General features: G+C 42.5%; 18 protein-coding genes. 1 reads left to right on the top strand and 17 read right to left on the bottom strand.

Translation table 11 applies throughout. The features are described from left to right. Window positions 1-7 precede the first annotated feature (7 nt). From CYJ36_RS17555 to CYJ36_RS17500, 12 genes are all read right to left on the bottom strand, one after another. On the bottom strand, window positions 8-736 hold the full coding sequence (locus CYJ36_RS17555; RefSeq protein ID WP_180850426.1) for a GntR family transcriptional regulator: 729 nt from the start codon (window positions 734-736) through the stop codon (window positions 8-10). Next, window positions 736-1752: a sugar kinase gene (locus CYJ36_RS17550; RefSeq protein WP_101568563.1), complete on the bottom strand. Its 1017-nt coding sequence runs from the start codon at window positions 1750-1752 to the stop codon at window positions 736-738. Before CYJ36_RS17550 ends, CYJ36_RS17555 begins: the two co-directional genes overlap by 1 nt. Next, window positions 1745-2500, bottom strand: coding sequence for a 2-dehydro-3-deoxy-phosphogluconate aldolase (gene dagF / locus CYJ36_RS17545; RefSeq protein WP_101568562.1), 756 nt, complete (start codon window positions 2498-2500; stop codon window positions 1745-1747). The genes CYJ36_RS17550 and dagF overlap by 8 nt, the downstream gene beginning before the upstream one ends. 1 nt (window position 2501) lies before the next feature. Next, window positions 2502-3608: a DgaE family pyridoxal phosphate-dependent ammonia lyase gene (locus CYJ36_RS17540; RefSeq protein ID WP_101568561.1), complete on the bottom strand. Its 1107-nt coding sequence runs from the start codon at window positions 3606-3608 to the stop codon at window positions 2502-2504. After that, complete coding sequence (locus CYJ36_RS17535) at window positions 3586-4686, bottom strand: amidohydrolase/deacetylase family metallohydrolase (RefSeq protein WP_101568560.1); 1101 nt, start codon at window positions 4684-4686, stop codon at window positions 3586-3588. The genes CYJ36_RS17540 and CYJ36_RS17535 overlap by 23 nt, the downstream gene beginning before the upstream one ends. A gap of 310 nt (window positions 4687-4996) precedes the next feature. After that, window positions 4997-5431, bottom strand: coding sequence for an SRPBCC domain-containing protein (locus CYJ36_RS17530; RefSeq protein ID WP_101568559.1), 435 nt, complete (start codon window positions 5429-5431; stop codon window positions 4997-4999). Between the two features lie 13 nt (window positions 5432-5444). Continuing rightward, window positions 5445-5870 (bottom strand): DUF1801 domain-containing protein, encoded by a 426-nt coding sequence (locus tag CYJ36_RS17525; RefSeq protein ID WP_101568558.1) that lies wholly within the window; start codon window positions 5868-5870, stop codon window positions 5445-5447. Window positions 5871-5881: 11 nt separating this feature from the next. Then, window positions 5882-6304 carry a GNAT family N-acetyltransferase gene (locus tag CYJ36_RS17520; RefSeq protein WP_101568557.1) on the bottom strand — a complete coding sequence of 141 codons (423 nt, stop codon included), beginning with the start codon at window positions 6302-6304 and terminating at the stop codon, window positions 5882-5884. A 496-nt stretch (window positions 6305-6800) separates the two neighbouring features. Continuing rightward, complete coding sequence (locus CYJ36_RS17515; protein WP_101568556.1) at window positions 6801-7226, bottom strand: ASCH domain-containing protein; 426 nt, start codon at window positions 7224-7226, stop codon at window positions 6801-6803. Between the two features lie 323 nt (window positions 7227-7549). Further along, complete coding sequence (locus CYJ36_RS17510; protein ID WP_101568555.1) at window positions 7550-8212, bottom strand: O-methyltransferase; 663 nt, start codon at window positions 8210-8212, stop codon at window positions 7550-7552. Window positions 8213-8305: 93 nt separating this feature from the next. After that, complete coding sequence (locus tag CYJ36_RS17505; protein ID WP_101568554.1) at window positions 8306-9394, bottom strand: ABC transporter permease; 1089 nt, start codon at window positions 9392-9394, stop codon at window positions 8306-8308. Then, window positions 9391-10320: an ABC transporter ATP-binding protein gene (locus CYJ36_RS17500; protein ID WP_101568553.1), complete on the bottom strand. Its 930-nt coding sequence runs from the start codon at window positions 10318-10320 to the stop codon at window positions 9391-9393. Before CYJ36_RS17500 ends, CYJ36_RS17505 begins: the two co-directional genes overlap by 4 nt. A 287-nt stretch (window positions 10321-10607) precedes the next feature. Between CYJ36_RS17500 and CYJ36_RS17495 the strand changes: the two genes are divergently transcribed. Beyond that, window positions 10608-12086, top strand: a complete 1479-nt coding sequence (locus tag CYJ36_RS17495) for an excalibur calcium-binding domain-containing protein (RefSeq protein ID WP_101568552.1) — start codon at window positions 10608-10610, stop codon at window positions 12084-12086. 160 nt (window positions 12087-12246) lie between these two features. Here the strand turns inward: CYJ36_RS17495 and CYJ36_RS17490 are convergent, their stop codons facing one another. The 5 genes from CYJ36_RS17490 to CYJ36_RS17470 form a co-directional block, all read right to left on the bottom strand. Beyond that, the gene (locus CYJ36_RS17490; protein WP_224773363.1) at window positions 12247-14565 is read right to left on the bottom strand and encodes a glycoside hydrolase family 2 TIM barrel-domain containing protein; all 2319 of its coding nucleotides are present in this window, start codon (window positions 14563-14565) and stop codon (window positions 12247-12249) included. A 77-nt stretch (window positions 14566-14642) separates the two neighbouring features. Next, window positions 14643-16286 (bottom strand): sugar ABC transporter substrate-binding protein, encoded by a 1644-nt coding sequence (locus CYJ36_RS17485; protein ID WP_101568550.1) that lies wholly within the window; start codon window positions 16284-16286, stop codon window positions 14643-14645. 106 nt (window positions 16287-16392) lie between these two features. Then, on the bottom strand, window positions 16393-17316 hold the full coding sequence (locus CYJ36_RS17480) for a carbohydrate ABC transporter permease (protein WP_101568549.1): 924 nt from the start codon (window positions 17314-17316) through the stop codon (window positions 16393-16395). Window positions 17317-17325: 9 nt separating this feature from the next. After that, window positions 17326-18240, bottom strand: coding sequence for an ABC transporter permease (locus tag CYJ36_RS17475; protein WP_308315347.1), 915 nt, complete (start codon window positions 18238-18240; stop codon window positions 17326-17328). A gap of 97 nt (window positions 18241-18337) precedes the next feature. After that, window positions 18338-19342: a LacI family DNA-binding transcriptional regulator gene (locus CYJ36_RS17470; protein ID WP_257962535.1), complete on the bottom strand. Its 1005-nt coding sequence runs from the start codon at window positions 19340-19342 to the stop codon at window positions 18338-18340. Between the last annotated feature and the right edge of the window lie 42 nt (window positions 19343-19384).

The raw sequence follows: 19384 nt of genomic DNA, 5'->3' as shown, positions 1-19384 counted from the left end.
GCGTTTCCTATCTATCAAAATTAACAATATAATGCTGCATGTCCGTGTTATAGTAACCTTCACTGTATTCGATCACATCGCCCGTTTCATCATAGGAATAACGTGACCTCTTTAATAAAGATGTTCTCTCTTTCACACGCAATATTTCCGCCACCGAAGAAGGTGCAATGGCAACAGCAAACCCATCCCGAAACTTTTCTAAAGAAATATCTTGTTCTTCAATCAAATCATATAAGGATTGCACGTTTAAATCCGATGGGTCAGTCCCTTTTATACACTTTTTATCTAAATAATGCGTGAAATGAATATAGGGTACCCCATCAAGACGATAAAGCCGTTCGATTCGAAAACATTGCTCCCCGAATAATCGATACGGTTCTGAGCCCTCTTGATTGCTTATGATTTCAGCTTGCAGCAATTGTTTTTGAATTTTATGCCCTTCTTCTACTAATACTTCTGTAAAGCGTTTCCCTTTGGAAAGCTTTGAGGCAGAAGTATTTCGAATAACCTTCGTGCCTTTTCCGCTCTTCTTTTCAAGATATCCTTCTAGAACAAGCTCATTTATGGCATTGCGGACAGTAATCTTGCTGACCTCGAATTCATTTTCCAATTGCGGTTCTGAAGGTATATTTGCATCAAGAGGATACACACCATGCAAAATCCGGTCTTTTAAGATTTTCTTTATTTGTAAATATAATGGTCCTTTTTTCCGAGATACGTTCACTGTTACATCCACTACCTTTCTACATCGCCCACTGATTCCGTCATCGCGCGGAGGATATCACTCTCCGATGACATTGGGGTATCGCCAGCAACCGTATGCGCAAGCATTGCTGCTGCTGCTGCAAACGCTACCGTTTTTTTCGGTGAAAATCCTTCTGCCTCACCATGTACGATACCGCTCGTATAGGCATCTCCAGCACCTATTCTATCATAGACGGAAAACGTGAGTTCTTTTGAAAAGGTGAATGCTTGATTCTTAAACATAAAGCCCTGCAAGGAATGAGTATTGTCGCCATTGATTGAACGATGCGTACCCGCTATGACGGATATATTATACTTTTTTGCAACTGCTGGAATCAGATCCATAAGCTGTTCAGTCCGTTTTTTCTTCTCTGTGTGCATACCAAGAACAAACATGACATCTTTTTCATTCATCATGACTGTATCTGACAGATGCAGCATTTCTTCATATTCCGGCTTTGCTTTTTCATAGCCGTCATTCCCCCAAAGAGATGGACGGTAGTTGCAGTCGAAGACAACCGTGCCGCCATTTTCTTTGACCGCTGTTGCGAACGCTTTCATATGATGGCGGACCGTATCATTCATCGCGAGTGTTATCCCGCAAAAATGAACAATATCGATTTTTCTGGCAATCTCTTCAAATGCATACGTTCCTGCAGAGGCTGTATTGAAGCTGCTTTCCTGACGATTTGTGTAGGTTACGCGGCTCGGACGCGCTCCGAATCCATTTTCTAAAAAGTACATGCCTACATATTTCCCATCCCGGACAATGAATGATTGAGAAACTCCCAGTTTTCGAAGATGCGAAAGGGCGGCATCCCCCAATGTATTATCCGGCAATGCGGACACGAGGTGCCCAGAATGCCCAAAACGTGCAAGTGCTGATGCGACATTCACACCCGTCCCTGAAAAGGAATAGTTTAATGTGCCGGCTTGTGACAAGAGTTCATATCCCGGTGCTTGCAAGCGCATCATGATCTCACCAAAAGCCGCAATTTGCTTAGCCATTTTGATCAGCCAAGTTCTTCATCGTTTCAAGTAATTCCCGCACATCGCTGACATTTGTTTTTCCGGTTTCTTTATCAATGATCGATGAATACACATGAGGAATCACTTGCGGTACGTTTGCTTCCAGGGCAATGCGCAAGATGGCTTCAAAATTCTCTTTGTCGATTCCGCCGGTCGGCTCAAGCGCAAATCCTTCTTCACCGCATGCTTCTGCAACAGCACGGAACTCGTCTTCACGGCTTAATCCTTGCATTGGGAAGTATTTTAATGCATTGCCTCCCATATCGCGCACAAGGGCAATGGCCGTTTTAACCGGCACAATCGCATGCTCGTCCTGTGCAGCGCTAACTGGTCCAGTTGAGATATTTACATATCCTGGGCGACCTGTCGGAGATACCAGGCTGTTGATCCAGCTGTCTTTGTCTCCAAGGTTGGCGCGTGTTGCTCCAACTGCAGGGAAAACTTGATTAATGTGACTGCCAGGGTAATGTTTTGCAATCTCCGCCACTACAGCAGCCTGTCGATTGTCACCTGCACCCAGTCCAATCGATACGGCCTCCTCAATTGCTTTTCCGTATTCTTTCATCGCCGCAACCGCTTCTTCTGCTGTCGGATAATCTTTTGAAAGAACACCGACTAAAACATGCCCTTCTGCCGCTTCAAATACTTCTTTCGCATTTTCTATGCTGCTGGCAAGAACATTTAATGCAACACGATCTTTGTAAAACCGTTTAGTTATAGTTGACATCTTATTTTCCCCCTTCTGTTAATTCGCGTATTTTCGCTTCTATGACATGGATATCGTCGCCTTGCAGCGGACGCGGATCGATATCGAAATAGCCTTGTCTCACACCATAATCACGTGTGTAAATGGCAATGTCCCCTTCACGCAGTCCTGCTGCTACATCTTTTGCAGTTGTATTTGCCTGCTCTGGATCTATTTGAATGCGTGCACGGAAAATGGCCCGGCCCGCTTCATCCTGTACAATCGTAACATTGACACCTTGAATCTCCTTCAGAGGCATCAATACTTGCAAGGCATCTTTTTCTTGTTCGCTTTTATCTTCCTTTACGCCGTATTCATCAAGTGCCTGAAGGAGGCCGAACGTCGTTTCTTTGCCGACTTTCATGCTTCTTCCTATACAATGAAGCTGCACTTTCAGCCATTCAATGTAAGTTCTCTTGCCGCCGACGATTCCGGAAGTCGGTCCTTCAATCGCCTTTGAACCGCTGTAAATCGCAAGATCCGAGTATTTCACATATTTCTGAAGATCTTCTTCTGCAGCAGCATCCACAATAAGCGGTATGCCTTTTCGCTTTGCAACCTCCCATGCTTCCTCAACGGATATCATGTTTTTTTGAACAGCATGATGCGATTTGACATAAAGAATGGCTGCTGTGTTTTCTGAAATGGCATCTTCGACATATTCTGCCTTCCCTTCATTGGCATAGCCAACTTCAACGAGCTTTCCGCCGCCCAAAAAGATCATCGTTTCAACCGGTGCACCGTATTGGACATTGTGACCCTTCAGCATGATAATTTCATTTTGAGGAATGAGTTCTTGGTGAAGGCGCTCGCTCTTCCGGCGATTCCCTTTTGTCACCAGTGCCGCAACTGAAAGTGCGATTCCGCTCGATGCCGAGTTCACGATAACAGCTGCCTCTGAACCAAGGATATCCGCTGCATAATCGCCTGCTTTATCCACTAAATCTGCAATCTCTACATACCTTTGACCGCCTTGTTTCATCGCATCCATCACCGTATCTGTAGGAGCTGATACACCCAGGATACTCATTCGGCCGCTTGCATTAATCACGCGTTTCAGTCCATATTTAGCATTTAATGAATTCGCCATTTGCAACCACTCCTTTTGTTTCGATCCTTTTTTCCGCTATCCGTTCATCCCCTTCGGAATCGATGAGAGTAATTGGATTGCTTTGAACGGTAAATAGGGTTAAGTTCGCAGCGTCCCCAACCTCGATTCGTCCAAGTTCCGGTTTTTCAAGCCAGCTTGCAGCATGAGATGTGACAGCTGCGATCACCTCTTTAAGCGAGTATCCTAAATAGAGGAATTTCGTTAAAACATTTGCCATGCTATAGACGGGACCGTTTTCTCGGTTCCCGCGGTAGATATCTGTGCTGATTGTATTTAAACCTATGTGGTTAGCTTTTGCTGCTTCCGCAACCTTAAATGAAAAACTGGCAGTCCCATGACCGACATCCAAATGCACGCCGCGGTTGATCGCATCTGTAAACACTTGAAGCGGTTTATCTTGATCATCAAAAAGGTTATTTTCTTTTCCGTTGAGATAATGAGTAATCACATCCCTTTTTTCCAAGAGCGGAATAACATCTTCAATGTTTGGCGGTCCAGAGCCGATGTGCACCATTAAGGGCAGAGAAGTTTCCCTTGAAATGGCCCGGGCAATACGCAAAGGATCAATGCCGCTGTCACGAACTACACTTTTACTGATTCGCGCCTTTAATCCAACAATGAAATCTTTATACTCTTGTACCGCCTGTACAGCTTTCTCTGTATCGATCCATTCTAACTTAGATAATTCATCCACTCGTTTTAAACCAATCCGGGAAATGTTTAAAAAAGCAAAAAAATTCGTTTTGGCCCGTTCCCTGCTCGCAGCAAGATCTGCAATTCGGTCGGCCCCGCAGCTTCCCGCATCTACGATGGTAGTAACACCTTGTTTTACTCCTATTTCATCGATTTCATCGCCATACGGATCAAATTCAGGAAAGGCATGGACATGTAAATCAATCCAGCCGCTTGAAACATAAACACCGGAGTAATCGAAAACTTGCTCTCCACATCCGCTCCCAGCCTTTGTCAGCTCGGCAATTTTACCGTTTTCAACCACTATATCCATTTCCTCTTCATTCACAAGCTTTACATTACGCAATACAAACCGTTCCTTCATACCTGTCACCCTTTTCCATGATCCTTTCGGAACACGCTTACATTTATACCTAGTATTTCTTTTCACACCTGAAGGATATCATAGAAATTTCACAAAGTAAATATAACGTTATAATGTTTATAATAAAAATATATAACGTTATAATCTTTATTTAAAAATTACTCTCTTGCACTTCTTTGTAAACTAAAAAAGGAAAGGGACTATTTATCCGCTTTCCTCACATTTTATAAAATGGATGAAGTACTACTTTTCACTCGCATCTTTATTTCTAATACTCATCAGGAGAGGCCCTTAAATAGAGCCGCTCCGATTAGCTCTCTGCCAATTCCTTAATCACCTTTTTAGCTTTATCTGCAAATTCAACAGAAGCCTCATAATAGTTTCGCCCGTTTTTAAGCAAAGAAAAATCACCGATCCTGATTTTTAATAGTGTGCTCCTGCCCCGCTCCTCAAGCTGAAATAGATAAGCTATATCCCCTTCTTTTACCTTTTCTTCCCACTTTGTGACGAAAAGAGAAATCTTTAACTCTTTTTGAGGCTCTGCATTAATGATCGTGGTGATAGATTGTTCCCCGTCAGGAAGCTCCCAGATCACCTTGCTGCCCTTTCTCATGGCTCCTTCAGGATAACCCTCAGGGAGCTCATCCCATTGTGCTACATATTTTGTTTCTGTCAGCACCCTCCAAATGGTTTCAGGTTCAGCATCTATAAGGATCTCTTCATTTACAATCAGTGAATTTACCATGTTGATTCTCCCTTCATTCAGCCGGATACATTTCCTGCAAAAACGTAACCGACTCCTGAATAAGCTTCTTCAGCACCTCAACATCAATATCAGCCACTTTGTTTATGTAAACGCATGCTTTCCCGTTCGTATGCTTTCCAAACTCTTTTAAAAGCTCTTCCCGCTTCGTTTCACCAGGCGCAAAGTAAAGGCTGATTTTTGCTTTACGCGGTGAGAAGCCGACAAGCGGTGCATCCCCTTCATGACCCGTTGCATATTTGTAATGATAGGAACCGAACCCAATAATGCTTGGCCCCCACATCTTTGCCTCATACCCGGTCGTTTCTGTAAAAATGTCCAGCAGCTGATAGGCGTCCTCACGCTTTTTCGGGTGATCGACAGCCTCGATAAATTCAATCACACTATTGTCAGTCTGCTTTGTTTTCAATTCGTACGACATAATTCGCTCCTTTACAGGTCCTTTTTCAAATAGTGATGCTTAAAGTCTCTTCCAACTCCATCAAGCGTGCCATATACTTCGTACCCATGCTTTTTATAAAAGTCCACTGCCTGAAAACTGAGAGTGTCCACTTTTACAAAGTCGCACTTTTTTAGTACAGCAAGGTTTTCTGCTTCTGCCAGAAGCTTTGATCCATGTCCTGAATGACGAAGGTCCTCATCGATCATCAATGTATGAATCTCAAGCCAGTTCCAGCAGATTTCTCCTAAAATGCCTCCGCGGACCATGCCGTTTTCATCTTTGAGGTACAAATTGATTTCTTCATATCTGCCGTTTAAGTCCTCCGGAAAGTGCAAGGAATTGTACTCATAGAGCTTCTGATTGACGATATTTTTGCTGTATGGATTATCTTCTTTTAAAATACGGTAATTCATATGCTGTCTCCCTGTCTAATTAATATTTACTTAATAATTCTTTTTAAAGACGCCAGTTCCTTTTTCTTTTCGTTTTTTTTCCGCAGAAACAAACAAAAAAACAAAGAAATTTTGACTTTTTGTTTTGATGAACGAGGAAGATTGCACCATTTTACATTTGCTAGAACAAATCCGTCTTACTTTTCTTTTATTCTAGCAATATCCTTTTATGTAAATTATACGGTCGCAGTGATGATACTTACAAGGGAAAAACCCGTTTATCTTACAACGTTTCTTGACCGTTTTCTTGTTAGCCGAAGTACCATGCTTACTGATATTAAGCAGATCAAACAGGAATTGAGCGCTACAACCAAATTCTTCTATTCAAAAAGGAAAAGGGTACTATTTATCAGGATCTGAGCTTGCCTAACACTTTGCGGGTGTTGGGATCCACGTTTGCAGCGGAATTATATTTTTCCATTTAAGCCATTCGAGAAAGACTCAATCAGAATGTAACCTATACCTTATGCTCCCATAATCCAAGCCTTCCTTTTGCAGGGATATATTCATCCAGCTGCTGCATGTCCTCAACTTCCCACACATAGCCTCCCACTCTGTAGTCTCCCAGGAAAAAATCATTGCCTGTGACAATCCGTCCATCTTCCAAAATTGCCGATTCCTGATTATTTTCTATAACCCTAAGGCACTTTTCAAGCCTGCAAACTGCAATAATTTTGCCCGATGGAAGTTTATTTTCCGTATACCCATGCTTGCCCAGCAAAGCTTGGATGCCTGCATGTCTGCAGGCTGTCTTATCCATTTTTTTACTCGTGTGAATGGCCAGCTTCCCGCGATAGGCTGTGCGCCATGACCTTGTTTCATATTTGACCTCTCCGAGCACAAAAAGACTTGCCCATGGCTGAATCATTGATAACACTTTCACTCTGCCCGCCTCCATAATACGTTTTCGTTGTCTATATCTTGTCCATGAGAGAGGGTATTATGAGGACCGGACAAATTCCTGTTTGAGATCGGAATTCATCTTACAATCGATTCAGTTTTTATATAAATGAATCTTATAAGAACATACTTCCTGATATACCTACAATCTATGTAATGCTCTACTTCATGTATAGTCTGGTGAATGAGGGTATTTTCATCATTTTGAAGCTACCTGCACCAGGCTTAAAGTTAAGTAACATCCCAAACAATAATTATTCTTACACAAAAAAAGAAGCTGCCATTGTTCAGCAGCTCTTCCCCTTTTTATTTTACAATTCCAAGAACAAATCCATCGTATCCTTTGCTTCCAACCGTTTGAATTGCCGTCGCCTCTATTCCAGGCTCCTTCGACAGCAAATCCATTAACGTGCGGACACCGCCCACATTTACATCCCCGCTGTTTTCATTGATGACCTTCCCGCCGCGGACCACATTGTCTCCCAAAATAACGGTTCCAGGTTTAGATAGCTTCATCGCCCATTCAAAATAGCCTGGATAATTTACCTTATCTGCATCAATAAAAATAAAATCAAATGGTGCCTGATCCTGTAATGCAGGCAACGTATCAAGCGCCGCTCCTACAATAATTTCAATTTTATGATCAAGACCGGCTTTTTTCATATTTTCCTTCGCAACCCTCGCATGCTTCTCCTCATATTCAAGAGTGACAAGCCTCCCGTCTTCAGGCAAAGCCCGTGCCAGCCAAATACTGCTATAGCCGCCCAGCGTTCCTATTTCAAGAATCTTTTTCGCACCCTTCAGCTTCGCGAGCAAGTAAAGGTGCTTGCCTTGGTTAGGCGCCACATCAATCTCAGGCAAACCCGCCTCTTCGTTGGCTTTAAGGATGTAAGACATATCTGGGTCAGCGGAATGAAGTTTAGAAATAAAATAATCGTCTGCTTTCTTCCAATTGGCTGGTGTGGTCATAGTAAAGGCTCCTTTATCTTTTATTCTATTACTATCTTATTCATTTGCAGCTTTTGAAGAACATCCTCTCGAAACCTCTTTTTTAGCACGTTCTTATTCCCACTTAAACGTAAAACTCGCAACTATAAAAGCGCCAACAACCCAGCAGCCCAAAATCAAGGTTTCGGTTCCAAGTGCCAAAAAGGATGCTCCAACGTTCATGACTTCCCTTAAGGCATGGCTTAAGTGGGAAATCGGGAGCACATAGACAAGCGGCTGCAAAAAATCGGGCATGTCTTTGATTGGGAAAAAGACGCCTCCTAAAAACAGCATAGGAAAGGAAAGGAATCCTGCGATTGGCGCGGCGCTTTCCGGTGTTTTTGCAATACCTGCAATAATAAATCCGATCGCCATAAAGGCAAGTGTTCCTAAAATAACAAAGGTGATCAGCGTCAGCCAGGAGCCGCGCACATCCACTCCGAAAATCAGCTGCGCAATCACGAGCACAAGCAGAGCCTGCAGCCCATTCAGCATAAGACGCGCCGTTATCTGAGCTGCAATAAAGGTCGATGCCTTTAGCGTTGTACCCTGCATTCTTCTTAAAATACCACGCTCTCTCCACGCCGCAATTTGTCCGGCAACCCCGTTCATGTTGTTGCTCATAATCATCATCGCCACAATCCCCGGAACAAGAAAGTCGATATATTTCAGGTTCAGCGTTTCAATTCCTTTTGGCTCAGTGACTACCGCAGGCTTGTAATCTGCTTTCTCTTTGCTGATCTGATCAACAGCTCCATTTACAAGCTGAAGACCAACCTGCGAGACCATTGTGTTTGTTTCGTCATAATAGACGGGCAGTTTGAAAGGAGATGCCTGACCAAGCTCTTCACCATAGCCTTTTGGAATCACAATCGCAATTTGAAGGTTTCCATTTTTCACCTCACTGAAGGCTTTGTCCTCCTTCGACTCCATTTCAAGCTCCATCGCTTTATTTTCCTTTAATGCCGCTACGAAAGCCTTCGATTCACTGGATTGATCCTGATCCAAGACTCCAACGGTCACTGACATACTGTTGCCATTCCCAAGAAACGACCCGAGCATGACCATTAGGAAAATTGGAAAAGCTAGCGTCCAAAACAAGACTTGACGGTTGCGCATGAAAATACGCAGCTGGGTTAATGTCAATTGCCAATATGCCTTCATGCTTCCCTCAGCCTCCTTCCGGTCATATGAATAAATACGTCCTCAAGCGTTGCCGTTCTAATCTGCAGATCCGCCAATTTCAACCCTTGGTCTGCAGCCGTTTGAATAAGACTCGTTAAGGTCGCCTGAAGATTATCCGTATACAAAATGGTCGCGTCCTTATGCGTCCCAACCTGCTTGACTCCCTCAATTTCAGTGAGATCCATCTCAGCTGCTTCTTCCTCAAACCGGAATTCCACCGCATTTTCAGAATGAAGGCTGCGCACAAGCTCGGCCGGTGTATCAAGCGCAATCAGGTTCCCCTGATCCATAATCGCAATCCGGTCGCAAAGCACATGGGCTTCATCCATGTAATGCGTTGTCAAAACAACCGTAACTCCTTTTTCCTTCAGCTTAAAAATAATATCCCACAGCGTTCTTCTTGCCTGAGGATCCAATCCGGTCGTCGGCTCATCCAGAAAAATAATCAATGGGTCATGCACAAGAGCGAGCGCAATCGCAAGTCTCTGCTTCTGTCCGCCTGACAGACTTTTAATCCGGCTCTTCGTTTTATCCGTGAGCAGCATATCCTCAATCAGCGGATGAATCGGAATCTGTTTTTTGTAAAAACTCGCATATAAATTGAGAATCTCTTCTACCGTCAACAGCTCAAACAGAGTGGTTGACTGCAACTGGACACCAATGACCTCCTTCACCTTCTTTAAATCCCGCACCACATCAAACCCGCCAATATCAGCCGAACCGCCATCCGGCTTCCGCAGTCCGACCAGCATCTCCAAAGTCGTCGTCTTCCCGGCTCCATTCGGACCAAGCACCCCAAACACTTCGCCTCTATGTACATGAAAAGCTATCCCATTTACCGCTGTAAAATCTCCATATTTTTTGACCAAACCGTTTACGCTGATAATCCGTTCCTGGGTACTCATTTTTCACACTCCAAAATAGGGCAGTTTGATCCTGCCCCAGATATATTTATTTAATTCTTCTCTGCTGGTGTCTTTCCCTCTTTTTTAAAGAACAGCCGCTTTATATAAATATAGAACACTATTAATGATTTCTCTCCTATAGGAAAAACGATCCTTGTTTTGACAGATTCATATTTCCCATCTTTTCTTTTTTATTAGATTTATGTACAAATAGGAAAAATTGAGTGGTAGTATATTAATGTTTTTATACCATTTATTAGGGATATAACTATTTTGGAGGAATAATAATGAGCATATGGATAGGGAATAATCCAACCCTTACACAAAAGTATATGTACACAAAGTTTAAGAAAGTTTTCAATCAACTAGAACATTTAGTTTTAGGTTCTGATGAAGTAGTTTTAAAGGCTATTGAAGCTGAACATGATAAAAAAAACAAAAATGAATTAGACGGTATACTTATTATCACTAACTATAAAATGTTGTTTGCATCGAATAAAGACCAACAAATTTTCCATTTTCAACACATCAGAGATTTAGGAATGATTGCTGAGGGAAAAGACAAAAATGAATGGGTCATTAAATTTTATTCAAACGGCATGTTTTATAGGTTTGATGATGTGAAAAAGAATGATGATACAGATGAGTTTTTCTTCATACTTAAAGAAAAAATCCAGAATCCTTCACAGGAAATTCTTACTACCGTCACTCACAACTTTGATTTTTTCCTCCATGCAGACAAATTGGAGCATTATAAATTAAATGGAGTAAAAATTACTCCAATACTTATGAATCGCGATAATAAGGGAGTCACTTCGAATGGCTCTAGACTATTAAAGGAAAAACACCCTAATTCTTCACTTATCATTGAAGGAAATTTATTTGAACAAAAAAAGATTGGTAATTTTATTGTGGTAGATGAAAAGATTTTGCTTTATGAATATGACCAAGAAAAAAGGAAAGTTTTTATAAGAAAAATTTGGCCTCTAACTTTCTTTAATGGGGCGACATTCGACCATTTCGTTTTAAAAACTGAAATTAACACAATCGAAGGTAAACTTACATTAAACGGGTCAGGAAAAGAATTTACTTCTATACTTATGCAAAAATCTATTCAAGTTACTGTTTTAAAAAGAAAATGGTATCGCAAAATTCTAGGTTATCGTTCTGGAAAGTGGTGGAAAGCCTCAATTGCTTCTCTCTGCTATTTATTTATATTATTTGTGGGGATCGCAATTACATTTGAAGAAGGATCCAATAAAGAAACAGCAACTGCTAATTCACAACCCAAACAGGTAAACGAGGATAACAACAAGGAAATTAAAGCTACTGAAGTGAATAACAACGGAGAGACTAGTAAAATAACTGAAGGAGAACAAAAGAAGAAGGAAGAAGAAGCCCGTCTTGATGAAGAGCAAAAGAAAAAAGAAGAAGCTGCTCGCCTTGCTGAAGAGCAAAGAAAGAAAGAAGAAGCTGCTCGCCTTGCTGAAGAGCAAAGAAAGAAAGAAGAAGCCGCTCGCCTTGCAGAGGAGCAAAGAAAGAAAGAAGAAGCCGCTCGCCTTGCCGAGGAACAAAGAAAAAAAGAAGAAGCTGCTCGCCTTGCTGAGGAACAAAAAGCGGAGGAAGAAGCTGCTCAAGTGCAAAATGTTTATTATAAGAACTGCACAGAAGTACGAGAAGCTGGTGCAGCTCCAATCCGTATAGGTGAACCAGGTTATTCAACAAAACTGGATCGTGACCGTGATGGTATAGCATGTGACCGATAATACTTAAGACAAAAGCTACAGCAGCATGCTGTAGCTTTTGTAAATTCCCGAAAAAAAGTGATTATTAGCTCATCACAACAACAGGTGGTTACCTAGTATTTGAATTTCTTTAATTTTTGCTGGATCTAAAGTTGCATTCACCTTATTGTGTTTTCAAACATTACCTCCCAAACATCCCGCTCACAACTTCAACCACTTCCAACTTGCGGCTATCTTTATACATAACTTTTACTTTTGAAACAGTTTTAAGAACATCTCTGTTCATCTTCCACAGCGGAACATGTACGTCAAATTCCTGATTGGTCTGGATGCTATAGGTCTGATAGGAATCGGAATCGCCTTTTTCGTCCATCAGTTCAATGACCATTCTATCTTGATTTTCAGGATCTATCACTCTTACCATCAAGTAATTTTCCTCGCTTAAATCCTTTACTTCATCTAGAACGAACTCTCCCGTTCCCTTCTCAACAGTGCCTTTTAGCTTTTCTAAATACTGATCATAAGAAGCCATTCCAATTCCGTTTGTTTTTCCCATCATCCGTCTGTGATCTTCTACGAACCGATCGTAAAGCGGCTTAGTTGTTTTTCTGTCCATATGGTACATGCCCATCGTTTGATAGAACTTATTATGGTTCACATACCAGTCGAATACGGTCCAGTAATCGATTCCGGCAATGTAGCCATTGTCATTCACAATGCCCTGGGGTGATACCGTTGCTTTTTCAATCAGAGCCAATTGAACATCTTCGTAAATCTCTACCTGCTTTTCAATAAAACTTTTGTCCGCATTGCTCCAGATCCCATATTCGGTGTTAATAATGGGTTTATCCGGCCATTTTGCGTGGGCTTTTTCGATAAAGTCTCTTGTTCCTTCATATGGGGTGCTGCCGTGAAAAATCCCAAAGTACATCGTCCAGCCAGCCACATCAAGCGGTTCCATGGAGGCATCTTCAAAGCCCGGCTGATCAGCCGCAGCACTCTGAGTGATTAATCGGCCGTCATTATAGAAGTCTCTCAGTTCAGAAACTAATCTCTCATTGTAAGCTTTCCGAAGCAATACATCCTTCGATTCATTTTGCGTACTCCACATAATGATCGACGGTCTATTAAAGTTGGAATAAACCATTTCGCGCCACATCTGATAGGAGATTCCCCTAGTTTCCTGAGCCTCATAATGCTCAGTTTCAAATTGCCACAATGGGATTTCACTCATTGCAGTTAAGCCGAGACGGTCAAGCATGATGAAGGTATACACATGGTTCGGATAGTGAGCAGTCCGCACCATATTGACGGATAAATCGGCAATTTGGAGAAAATCACTTTTAATGCGGTCCCATGAAGCGGTTCTTCCATACTCAGGCCACTCTTCATGACGGGCCACACCGGCTAAAAAGACGGGATCACCGTTGAGACAGATTTTAGCTTTCTCTGCCTTCAGCGTGCGAATGCCAAACTGAGAATAAAAGGCATCCAGCTCCGCCTGTTCATCCGACACTATTACCTTTAGAACATATAAGTTTGGAGTTCGTATACTCCAGAGCTTCGGATCAGCGATTGATGCTTTATAGGAAATGACTCTTGTTTCTTTTGGAGCCAGAGTGATTTTTATACCTTTTATTCCACTTACCTTTGCCTGCTTTGTACAAATGCTTTTGGCATCAGGCTCTGTCAGAAAGTCTTTAGATAGATAGTCAGTTTCATATACGTCGCCTTTTACAGTGACCTCATGTGGCTGATCTGTCCGATTTTCAAGAACAACAGCCAGCTCAAGGTCACCCTCTGTATTCTTAGGCACAATATCGGCTCTTACAACGTGGACGGAGTTTGCCGCTTCTATAAAGAGATCATGAATCAGGCCAGTATAATTGAAAAAGTCATTATCAACGGCAGGCACTGTATCTATGCGGGTTGTCCATGGCGGATTGTCGACCCGTACCACGATCATGTTTTCACCTTTGTTTACTAGAGATGTTACATCAAATGAAAACGGTGTAAACCCGCCTTCATGGTATCCTGCGTACCTGCCATTGATCCAAAAATCGCCGACATAGGATAACCCGAGACATTTTAAAGAGACTGCCTTCCCATCCCATTGATCATCAAGAATAAAGCTCCTCCTGTACCAGACACCATTTTCATACGTTTCTGCACCGTTTACTTCTTCTTTTCCAGTAAGCATATTTTCAGGGAGCGGAACAGAATGAGTTTCCCAATTGCTGTCATCAAAAGAAGGCAATGTAATTCCTTCTGATTCTTCTTTCTCTCTCCACTCATGATTCCGCTCACTCATGGACCAGTCATGATCTGCGTCAAAGCGCTTCTTCTTCCAGTCCCCTGCAAGAGATTTCACTGTACGGCTCTGCGGCTCAAAAGACGGATAAGGAATGCCGTTTTGAAACGGAACAGCCCTGCCGTCAATCATCTTCAGCTGCATGGTTGATTTTAAGCTGCTTGCTTTGGAATGCGTATTAGATGTCACGATTTTGCACCAGCCTTTCATTTATGGTCAGAAAAAAGGGAGAATCAAAGCATCTGGCTCTGATTCTCATTCATCATTTATTCATAGCCAAGCTTTTCAGCGTTTTCCTTCATTTTTTCGTTTCTGATTTTGATAATCGCGTCAAAGTTATTGGCATCAAGGAACTTTTCATAATCGGATACCAATTTATCAAAGGCTTTATCGTTTTTCGCTCTTAGCATGTTCGCCAAAGTCGTCGCCCAGAAGGAGTTGATATTCGTCAGGCTTCTGGCTTCCGCACTGCCCTGATCAGGATCGGTGTTTTCAATAATAAACTGCGGCTTAAGCTTTCCTTCAGCCCACTCTGTAATTTGGGCTGTTGCTTCAACCGGCTCGTTTTGACCTTTTTCAAGAGCAAACGTATCATGTCCGAAGAACCAGAATTCCCCTAGGCGGTACTTCTTCTTGTACTCATCCGGATTGGCATTTCTTAGTTCCAGAACTTCAGGCTTTAAGACTGCTTTTCCTTCTCCATTAAAATCAAACGTCTCTCCCTCTACTCCGTAATTCGTTAAGTACTGTCCATCTTCACTAAGCAAGTAAGTGAACAGCTGAATCGCTTTTTGAGGATCCTTTGCTTTCTTCGTGATATATGTGACGGACCAGCCTGAAATTCCTGTCTGATTTAAAGCAGGCTCATTTCCTTTAGTGCTTTTCGGTCCATCAATCGCTATATATTTTTGATCTGGATTTGCTGCGATATTTTTCTGAAGCGTACTCGAAAGCTGAGGTACACCATTCACGAACATCGCCGCATAATCGCCGCGCGCTACTTTCTCTTCAAAAATCGTATTATCATCAGAGAAATTATCCTCACTGATATATCCTTTTTTATAAGCTTCATTGAAAACTTTAATCCATTCTAAATAGTCTTCATCAAGATTTCGGTTGTACCACTTTCCGTCTTCAGTTGTAATCGGGACTCCAAGATGGTTTTGCAGAATGCCGGCAAGTGAGCTCGTGTCTCCTTCTGCCGCAAAGCCTCTAAAGCCGAATGGAATCGTGTCAGGGAATTGCGCTTTGATTTTCTCCAAAGCTGACAAGAACTCTTCTGGAGTGGACATGCTAGGCTTGCCGATTGCTTCATAAATATCATTGCGAATGACAAACGCATCACTGCCGACGACCATTCCGTTGTCGTAATGCTCGTCCGTATTCGAGAAGCTCGGATAACCGTATGTTTTGCCGTCTTTCAGCTGATACCAGTTCAGCGTCTGCTCCTGTGCCACTTTGTGAAAATACGGATCATATTTGTCTGCTAATTCACTTAAAGGCAGCGCCCATGTATCCGCTTTTTGAGCAGTTGGGGTATTGCCTCCGAAAATGGTAATGATGTCAGGCAGGTCACCGCTTGCAAAATACGTATTCAACTTCGTATCGTCACCTGTTAGAAATTTAATATCAAGATTAAGATCCTCTTTCAATTTCTTCGTAATCGTATCGTTGCCGTACTCTTTGTTGAACCAATCTGCATTTACGTACCAGGTAAGCTCTGTGCTTTCTTTTTTATCCGCTTTCCATGCTGGAATGTTTTCATCGACTTCGTATCTCGCCTTTTCTTTCGTTCCTGTTCCTTCTTTGCTTGAAGCACTTTCTGAGTTTACGCATCCTGTAAGAATCATTGTCAGCGCCAGGATTAACACCATGCCTTTTGACAAAAGCGACTGCCACTTACTCTTCATTCGACTTCCTCCTAAAATAAGAAATTAGTAATCTATTATGAGTTCACAATGTACAGCCGTCACGGTGTTAACGTTTACATTTATGCTCCTGTACGTGAAGGAAAGCCTACTCTTTTACAGCTCCAATCATCATGCCGGAGATAAAGTATTTTTGCAGGAACGGATACACCAATACAATCGGCACCGTTGCGATCACAATCGTCGCTAACTGAATCGACTCTGATGAAGTCGGAATGACGACTGATCCAACCGTCTGCATCGTCTGCGCCTGCTGCTGCACAATGATTTCATATAGCTTCATCTGGATTGGATATAAGGCTTCATTGCTGATATACAGCTTTGTCGTAATATAATCATTCCATTGATACACCCCGTTAAAGAGTGCGATCGTTGCCAGAACAGGCATTGATAAAGGAATGATGATTTTCATGAAGATCGTCCATACACCAGCTCCGTCCATCTTCGCAGATTCCTCAAGTGAACTCGGAATCTCACGGAAAAAGTTCATGATAATGATCATATCGTAATAGCTGAAGAGCGCCGGGATGATATATACCCAGAAGCTATCAAGCAATCCAAGAGACTTCATTAATAGATACGTAGGAATCATGCCTCCGCTGAAAAACATTGTTCCAATCCCCATCGCTGTATAAATGTTTCGTCCAAGCAAATCCTTCTTGCTCATAGCATAAGCAACCATCGCGGTAAAAAACACATGGGTGACAACGCCGATGACCGTCTTCAGAATGGAAATGAGGAACGCATTCCAAATGCTTGCATCGTTGAACACCAGACGATAGTTTTCAAGCGAAAATTCCTCTGGCCAAATGCGGATTTTCGAGCTTCTAAGTGTATCCGGACTGCTGAAGGACGCAACGACTATGTCCCAGATCGGAAAAAGAATCACGAGCGCAAACATCGACATAAACACAATATTTACAACGTTAAAGATCCTGTTTTCCTTCACTTTCCCGCTGCCTTTAGGACCTTTTACAGCAATCTGGATCTGTTCAGTATTCGCAACTTTCATGACACCCTCCTAAAAGACAGACCGGTCACTAAATTTCTTAGTGAGGCGGTTTGTGATAAGCACAAGGATTAATGAGATAATCGAAATCGCAAGGCCGACAGCCGTCGCATACGAGAAATCCCCTTGAGCAAGACCGATTTTGTATACATAAGAGTTAATAACCTCGGCATGTGAAGCGTTCAGCGGATTCATTAACACTAACGTCTGATCGAGGTTGGAACCTAAGATGCCTCCGACCGCGAGAATAAACATCAGTGAAATAATGAACTTCATGAGCGGCAACGTAATATGAATAATCTGTTGGATTTTTGTCGCCCCATCCATCTTCGCTGCTTCATAATAGGTCGGATCAATCCCAGCCATTGTGGCCAAGTAGATTATCGTCCCCCAACCAACGCCCTTCCAGACATCAGACAGCACCGCAATCATCCAATAGCTATTCGGTTCAACAAGGAAATTGCGGGGACTGTCCAAAATCCCGGCACCCACTAAAATCGTATTTAGAATCCCTGTCGTCGACAGCCAGCTGATCAGCATCCCTCCGACCACTATCCAGGACAGAAAATGCGGTAAATACGAAATCGTCTGAACCCATTTCTTAAACCAGCCATCTTTCAATTCAAAAATCATAATCGCCAGAAGAATTGGTGCAGTAAACCCAATCAAAAGCTTTAGAAAACTGATAGCAAGTGTATTGACGACTGAATCCCAAAAGAACTTGTCCCCAAACGCCACCTTAAAGTTCTCCCACCCTACCCAAGGTGCAGCGGCAATCGTATCTGTGACCGAAAAGCTCTTAAAGGCAATCGTCAAACCATAAATTGGAATATAGCAGAAAATAATCATAAAAATAATGCCGGGGAGCACCATGACCTGCAGCGGCCACTGCTCTTTAAGCTTCTTCAAGAACGGTTTCTTATTCAATTCAATCCCTCCCATTCTCCTTATGGATCCTCCCTTTGTTCTTACTAAAAACGTTTTTATTTATCCAAATTTAAAAGCAACTTATTTTGTAAGCGCTTTAAATGGAGTCATTCATAAAAACCATTTTATTCACACTGCACGAATTTCTTACTACCAAGTTCCCTTCGAGCTTATCAAGTCTGCCATCCGCTTTATTCTGAATCATCGCCAGCAGACGATTCACCGCAAGCAGTCCCTGTCTAGCAATCGGATTATTCACCGTCGTAATCGGCGGATTGAAAAACTCACTGATGTCTATATCGTCAAACCCAATTACACTGATATCCTCCGGCACGACCAGCCCTTCTGACTTCAGCGCTTTAATCGCACCAATCGCACTCAAATCATTCGCTGCAAAAAACGCATCAGGCAGCTGCTTGCCGCTTCTGACATAAGACTTCACAGCCGAATAGCTCGCCTCTTCTTCAAAATAACCGACTAACCTGTGCTCTTCATGAAATTCAAGACCCGCTTCCAGCAGTGCATCCTTAAATCCTCTGAATCTCTCAATATCATCATACAGATTAGAATACCCTTGAATGTAGCCAATACGTTTGTGTCCAAGATTCATCAAATAACGGGCCACAACCTGTCCGCCTTTATACGAATCGAACACCACACTTGAAATGGTTTCGCTGACCTTCTCCCTGTCCAAAAACACAATCGGCGCCTTCGCTTTGTCAAGCTGATCCATATGCTTGTCTGTAATCCATTCATTCAAAATGATTGCGCCATCCACTCGCTTGCCTAAGATATTGCTCAGCGCATTGCGGTCATTCTTTGTAACAAACACATTCAGTTCATACCCGTTTCTCTCGCACTCCTTGTAAATCGAATCCGTCAGAATGCCATAATACGGACCCTGCATGCTTGTGATAAAAAGCCCTAATACTTTCGTTGCGCTGGTTTTCAAGTTTCTGCCGTTGACATTCGGTATGTAATTCAACCGGTTGGCCACATCCAACACATGATCTCTCGTAGCTGCATTCAGCACATCCACACCATTCAAGGCATTGGAAACAGTAGAAATCGATACTCCTGCTTCTCTTGCGACGTCTTTAATCGTAATTTTCGTAATCGTACTCTCCTGCCTTCATAAAAACGT

This window comes from Bacillus sp. UMB0893 (genome assembly GCF_002858905.1).
Taxonomy (GTDB): Bacteria; Bacillota; Bacilli; order Bacillales; family Bacillaceae; genus Bacillus_P.
The sequence above is the reverse complement of the archived record's forward strand: the minus strand, read 5'-3'. Positions and strand labels throughout refer to the sequence as shown.

What these genes read in the sequence shown, in the direction of transcription:
- CYJ36_RS17550 (WP_101568563.1), bottom strand. Translation starts at nt 1,752, where the DNA reads ATGGCTAAGCAAATTGCGGCTTTTGGTGAGATCATGATGCGCTTGCAA.
- dagF (WP_101568562.1), bottom strand. Translation starts at nt 2,500, where the DNA reads ATGTCAACTATAACTAAACGGTTTTACAAAGATCGTGTTGCATTAAAT.
- CYJ36_RS17540 (WP_101568561.1), bottom strand. Translation starts at nt 3,608, where the DNA reads ATGGCGAATTCATTAAATGCTAAATATGGACTGAAACGCGTGATTAAT.
- CYJ36_RS17535 (WP_101568560.1), bottom strand. Translation starts at nt 4,686, where the DNA reads ATGAAGGAACGGTTTGTATTGCGTAATGTAAAGCTTGTGAATGAAGAG.
- CYJ36_RS17530 (WP_101568559.1), bottom strand. Translation starts at nt 5,431, where the DNA reads ATGGTAAATTCACTGATTGTAAATGAAGAGATCCTTATAGATGCTGAA.
- CYJ36_RS17525 (WP_101568558.1), bottom strand. Translation starts at nt 5,870, where the DNA reads ATGTCGTACGAATTGAAAACAAAGCAGACTGACAATAGTGTGATTGAA.
- CYJ36_RS17520 (WP_101568557.1), bottom strand. Translation starts at nt 6,304, where the DNA reads ATGAATTACCGTATTTTAAAAGAAGATAATCCATACAGCAAAAATATC.
- CYJ36_RS17510 (WP_101568555.1), bottom strand. Translation starts at nt 8,212, where the DNA reads ATGACCACACCAGCCAATTGGAAGAAAGCAGACGATTATTTTATTTCT.
- CYJ36_RS17505 (WP_101568554.1), bottom strand. Translation starts at nt 9,394, where the DNA reads ATGAAGGCATATTGGCAATTGACATTAACCCAGCTGCGTATTTTCATG.
- CYJ36_RS17500 (WP_101568553.1), bottom strand. Translation starts at nt 10,320, where the DNA reads ATGAGTACCCAGGAACGGATTATCAGCGTAAACGGTTTGGTCAAAAAA.
- CYJ36_RS17495 (WP_101568552.1), top strand. Translation starts at nt 10,608, where the DNA reads ATGAGCATATGGATAGGGAATAATCCAACCCTTACACAAAAGTATATG.
- CYJ36_RS17485 (WP_101568550.1), bottom strand. Translation starts at nt 16,286, where the DNA reads ATGAAGAGTAAGTGGCAGTCGCTTTTGTCAAAAGGCATGGTGTTAATC.
- CYJ36_RS17480 (WP_101568549.1), bottom strand. Translation starts at nt 17,316, where the DNA reads ATGAAAGTTGCGAATACTGAACAGATCCAGATTGCTGTAAAAGGTCCT.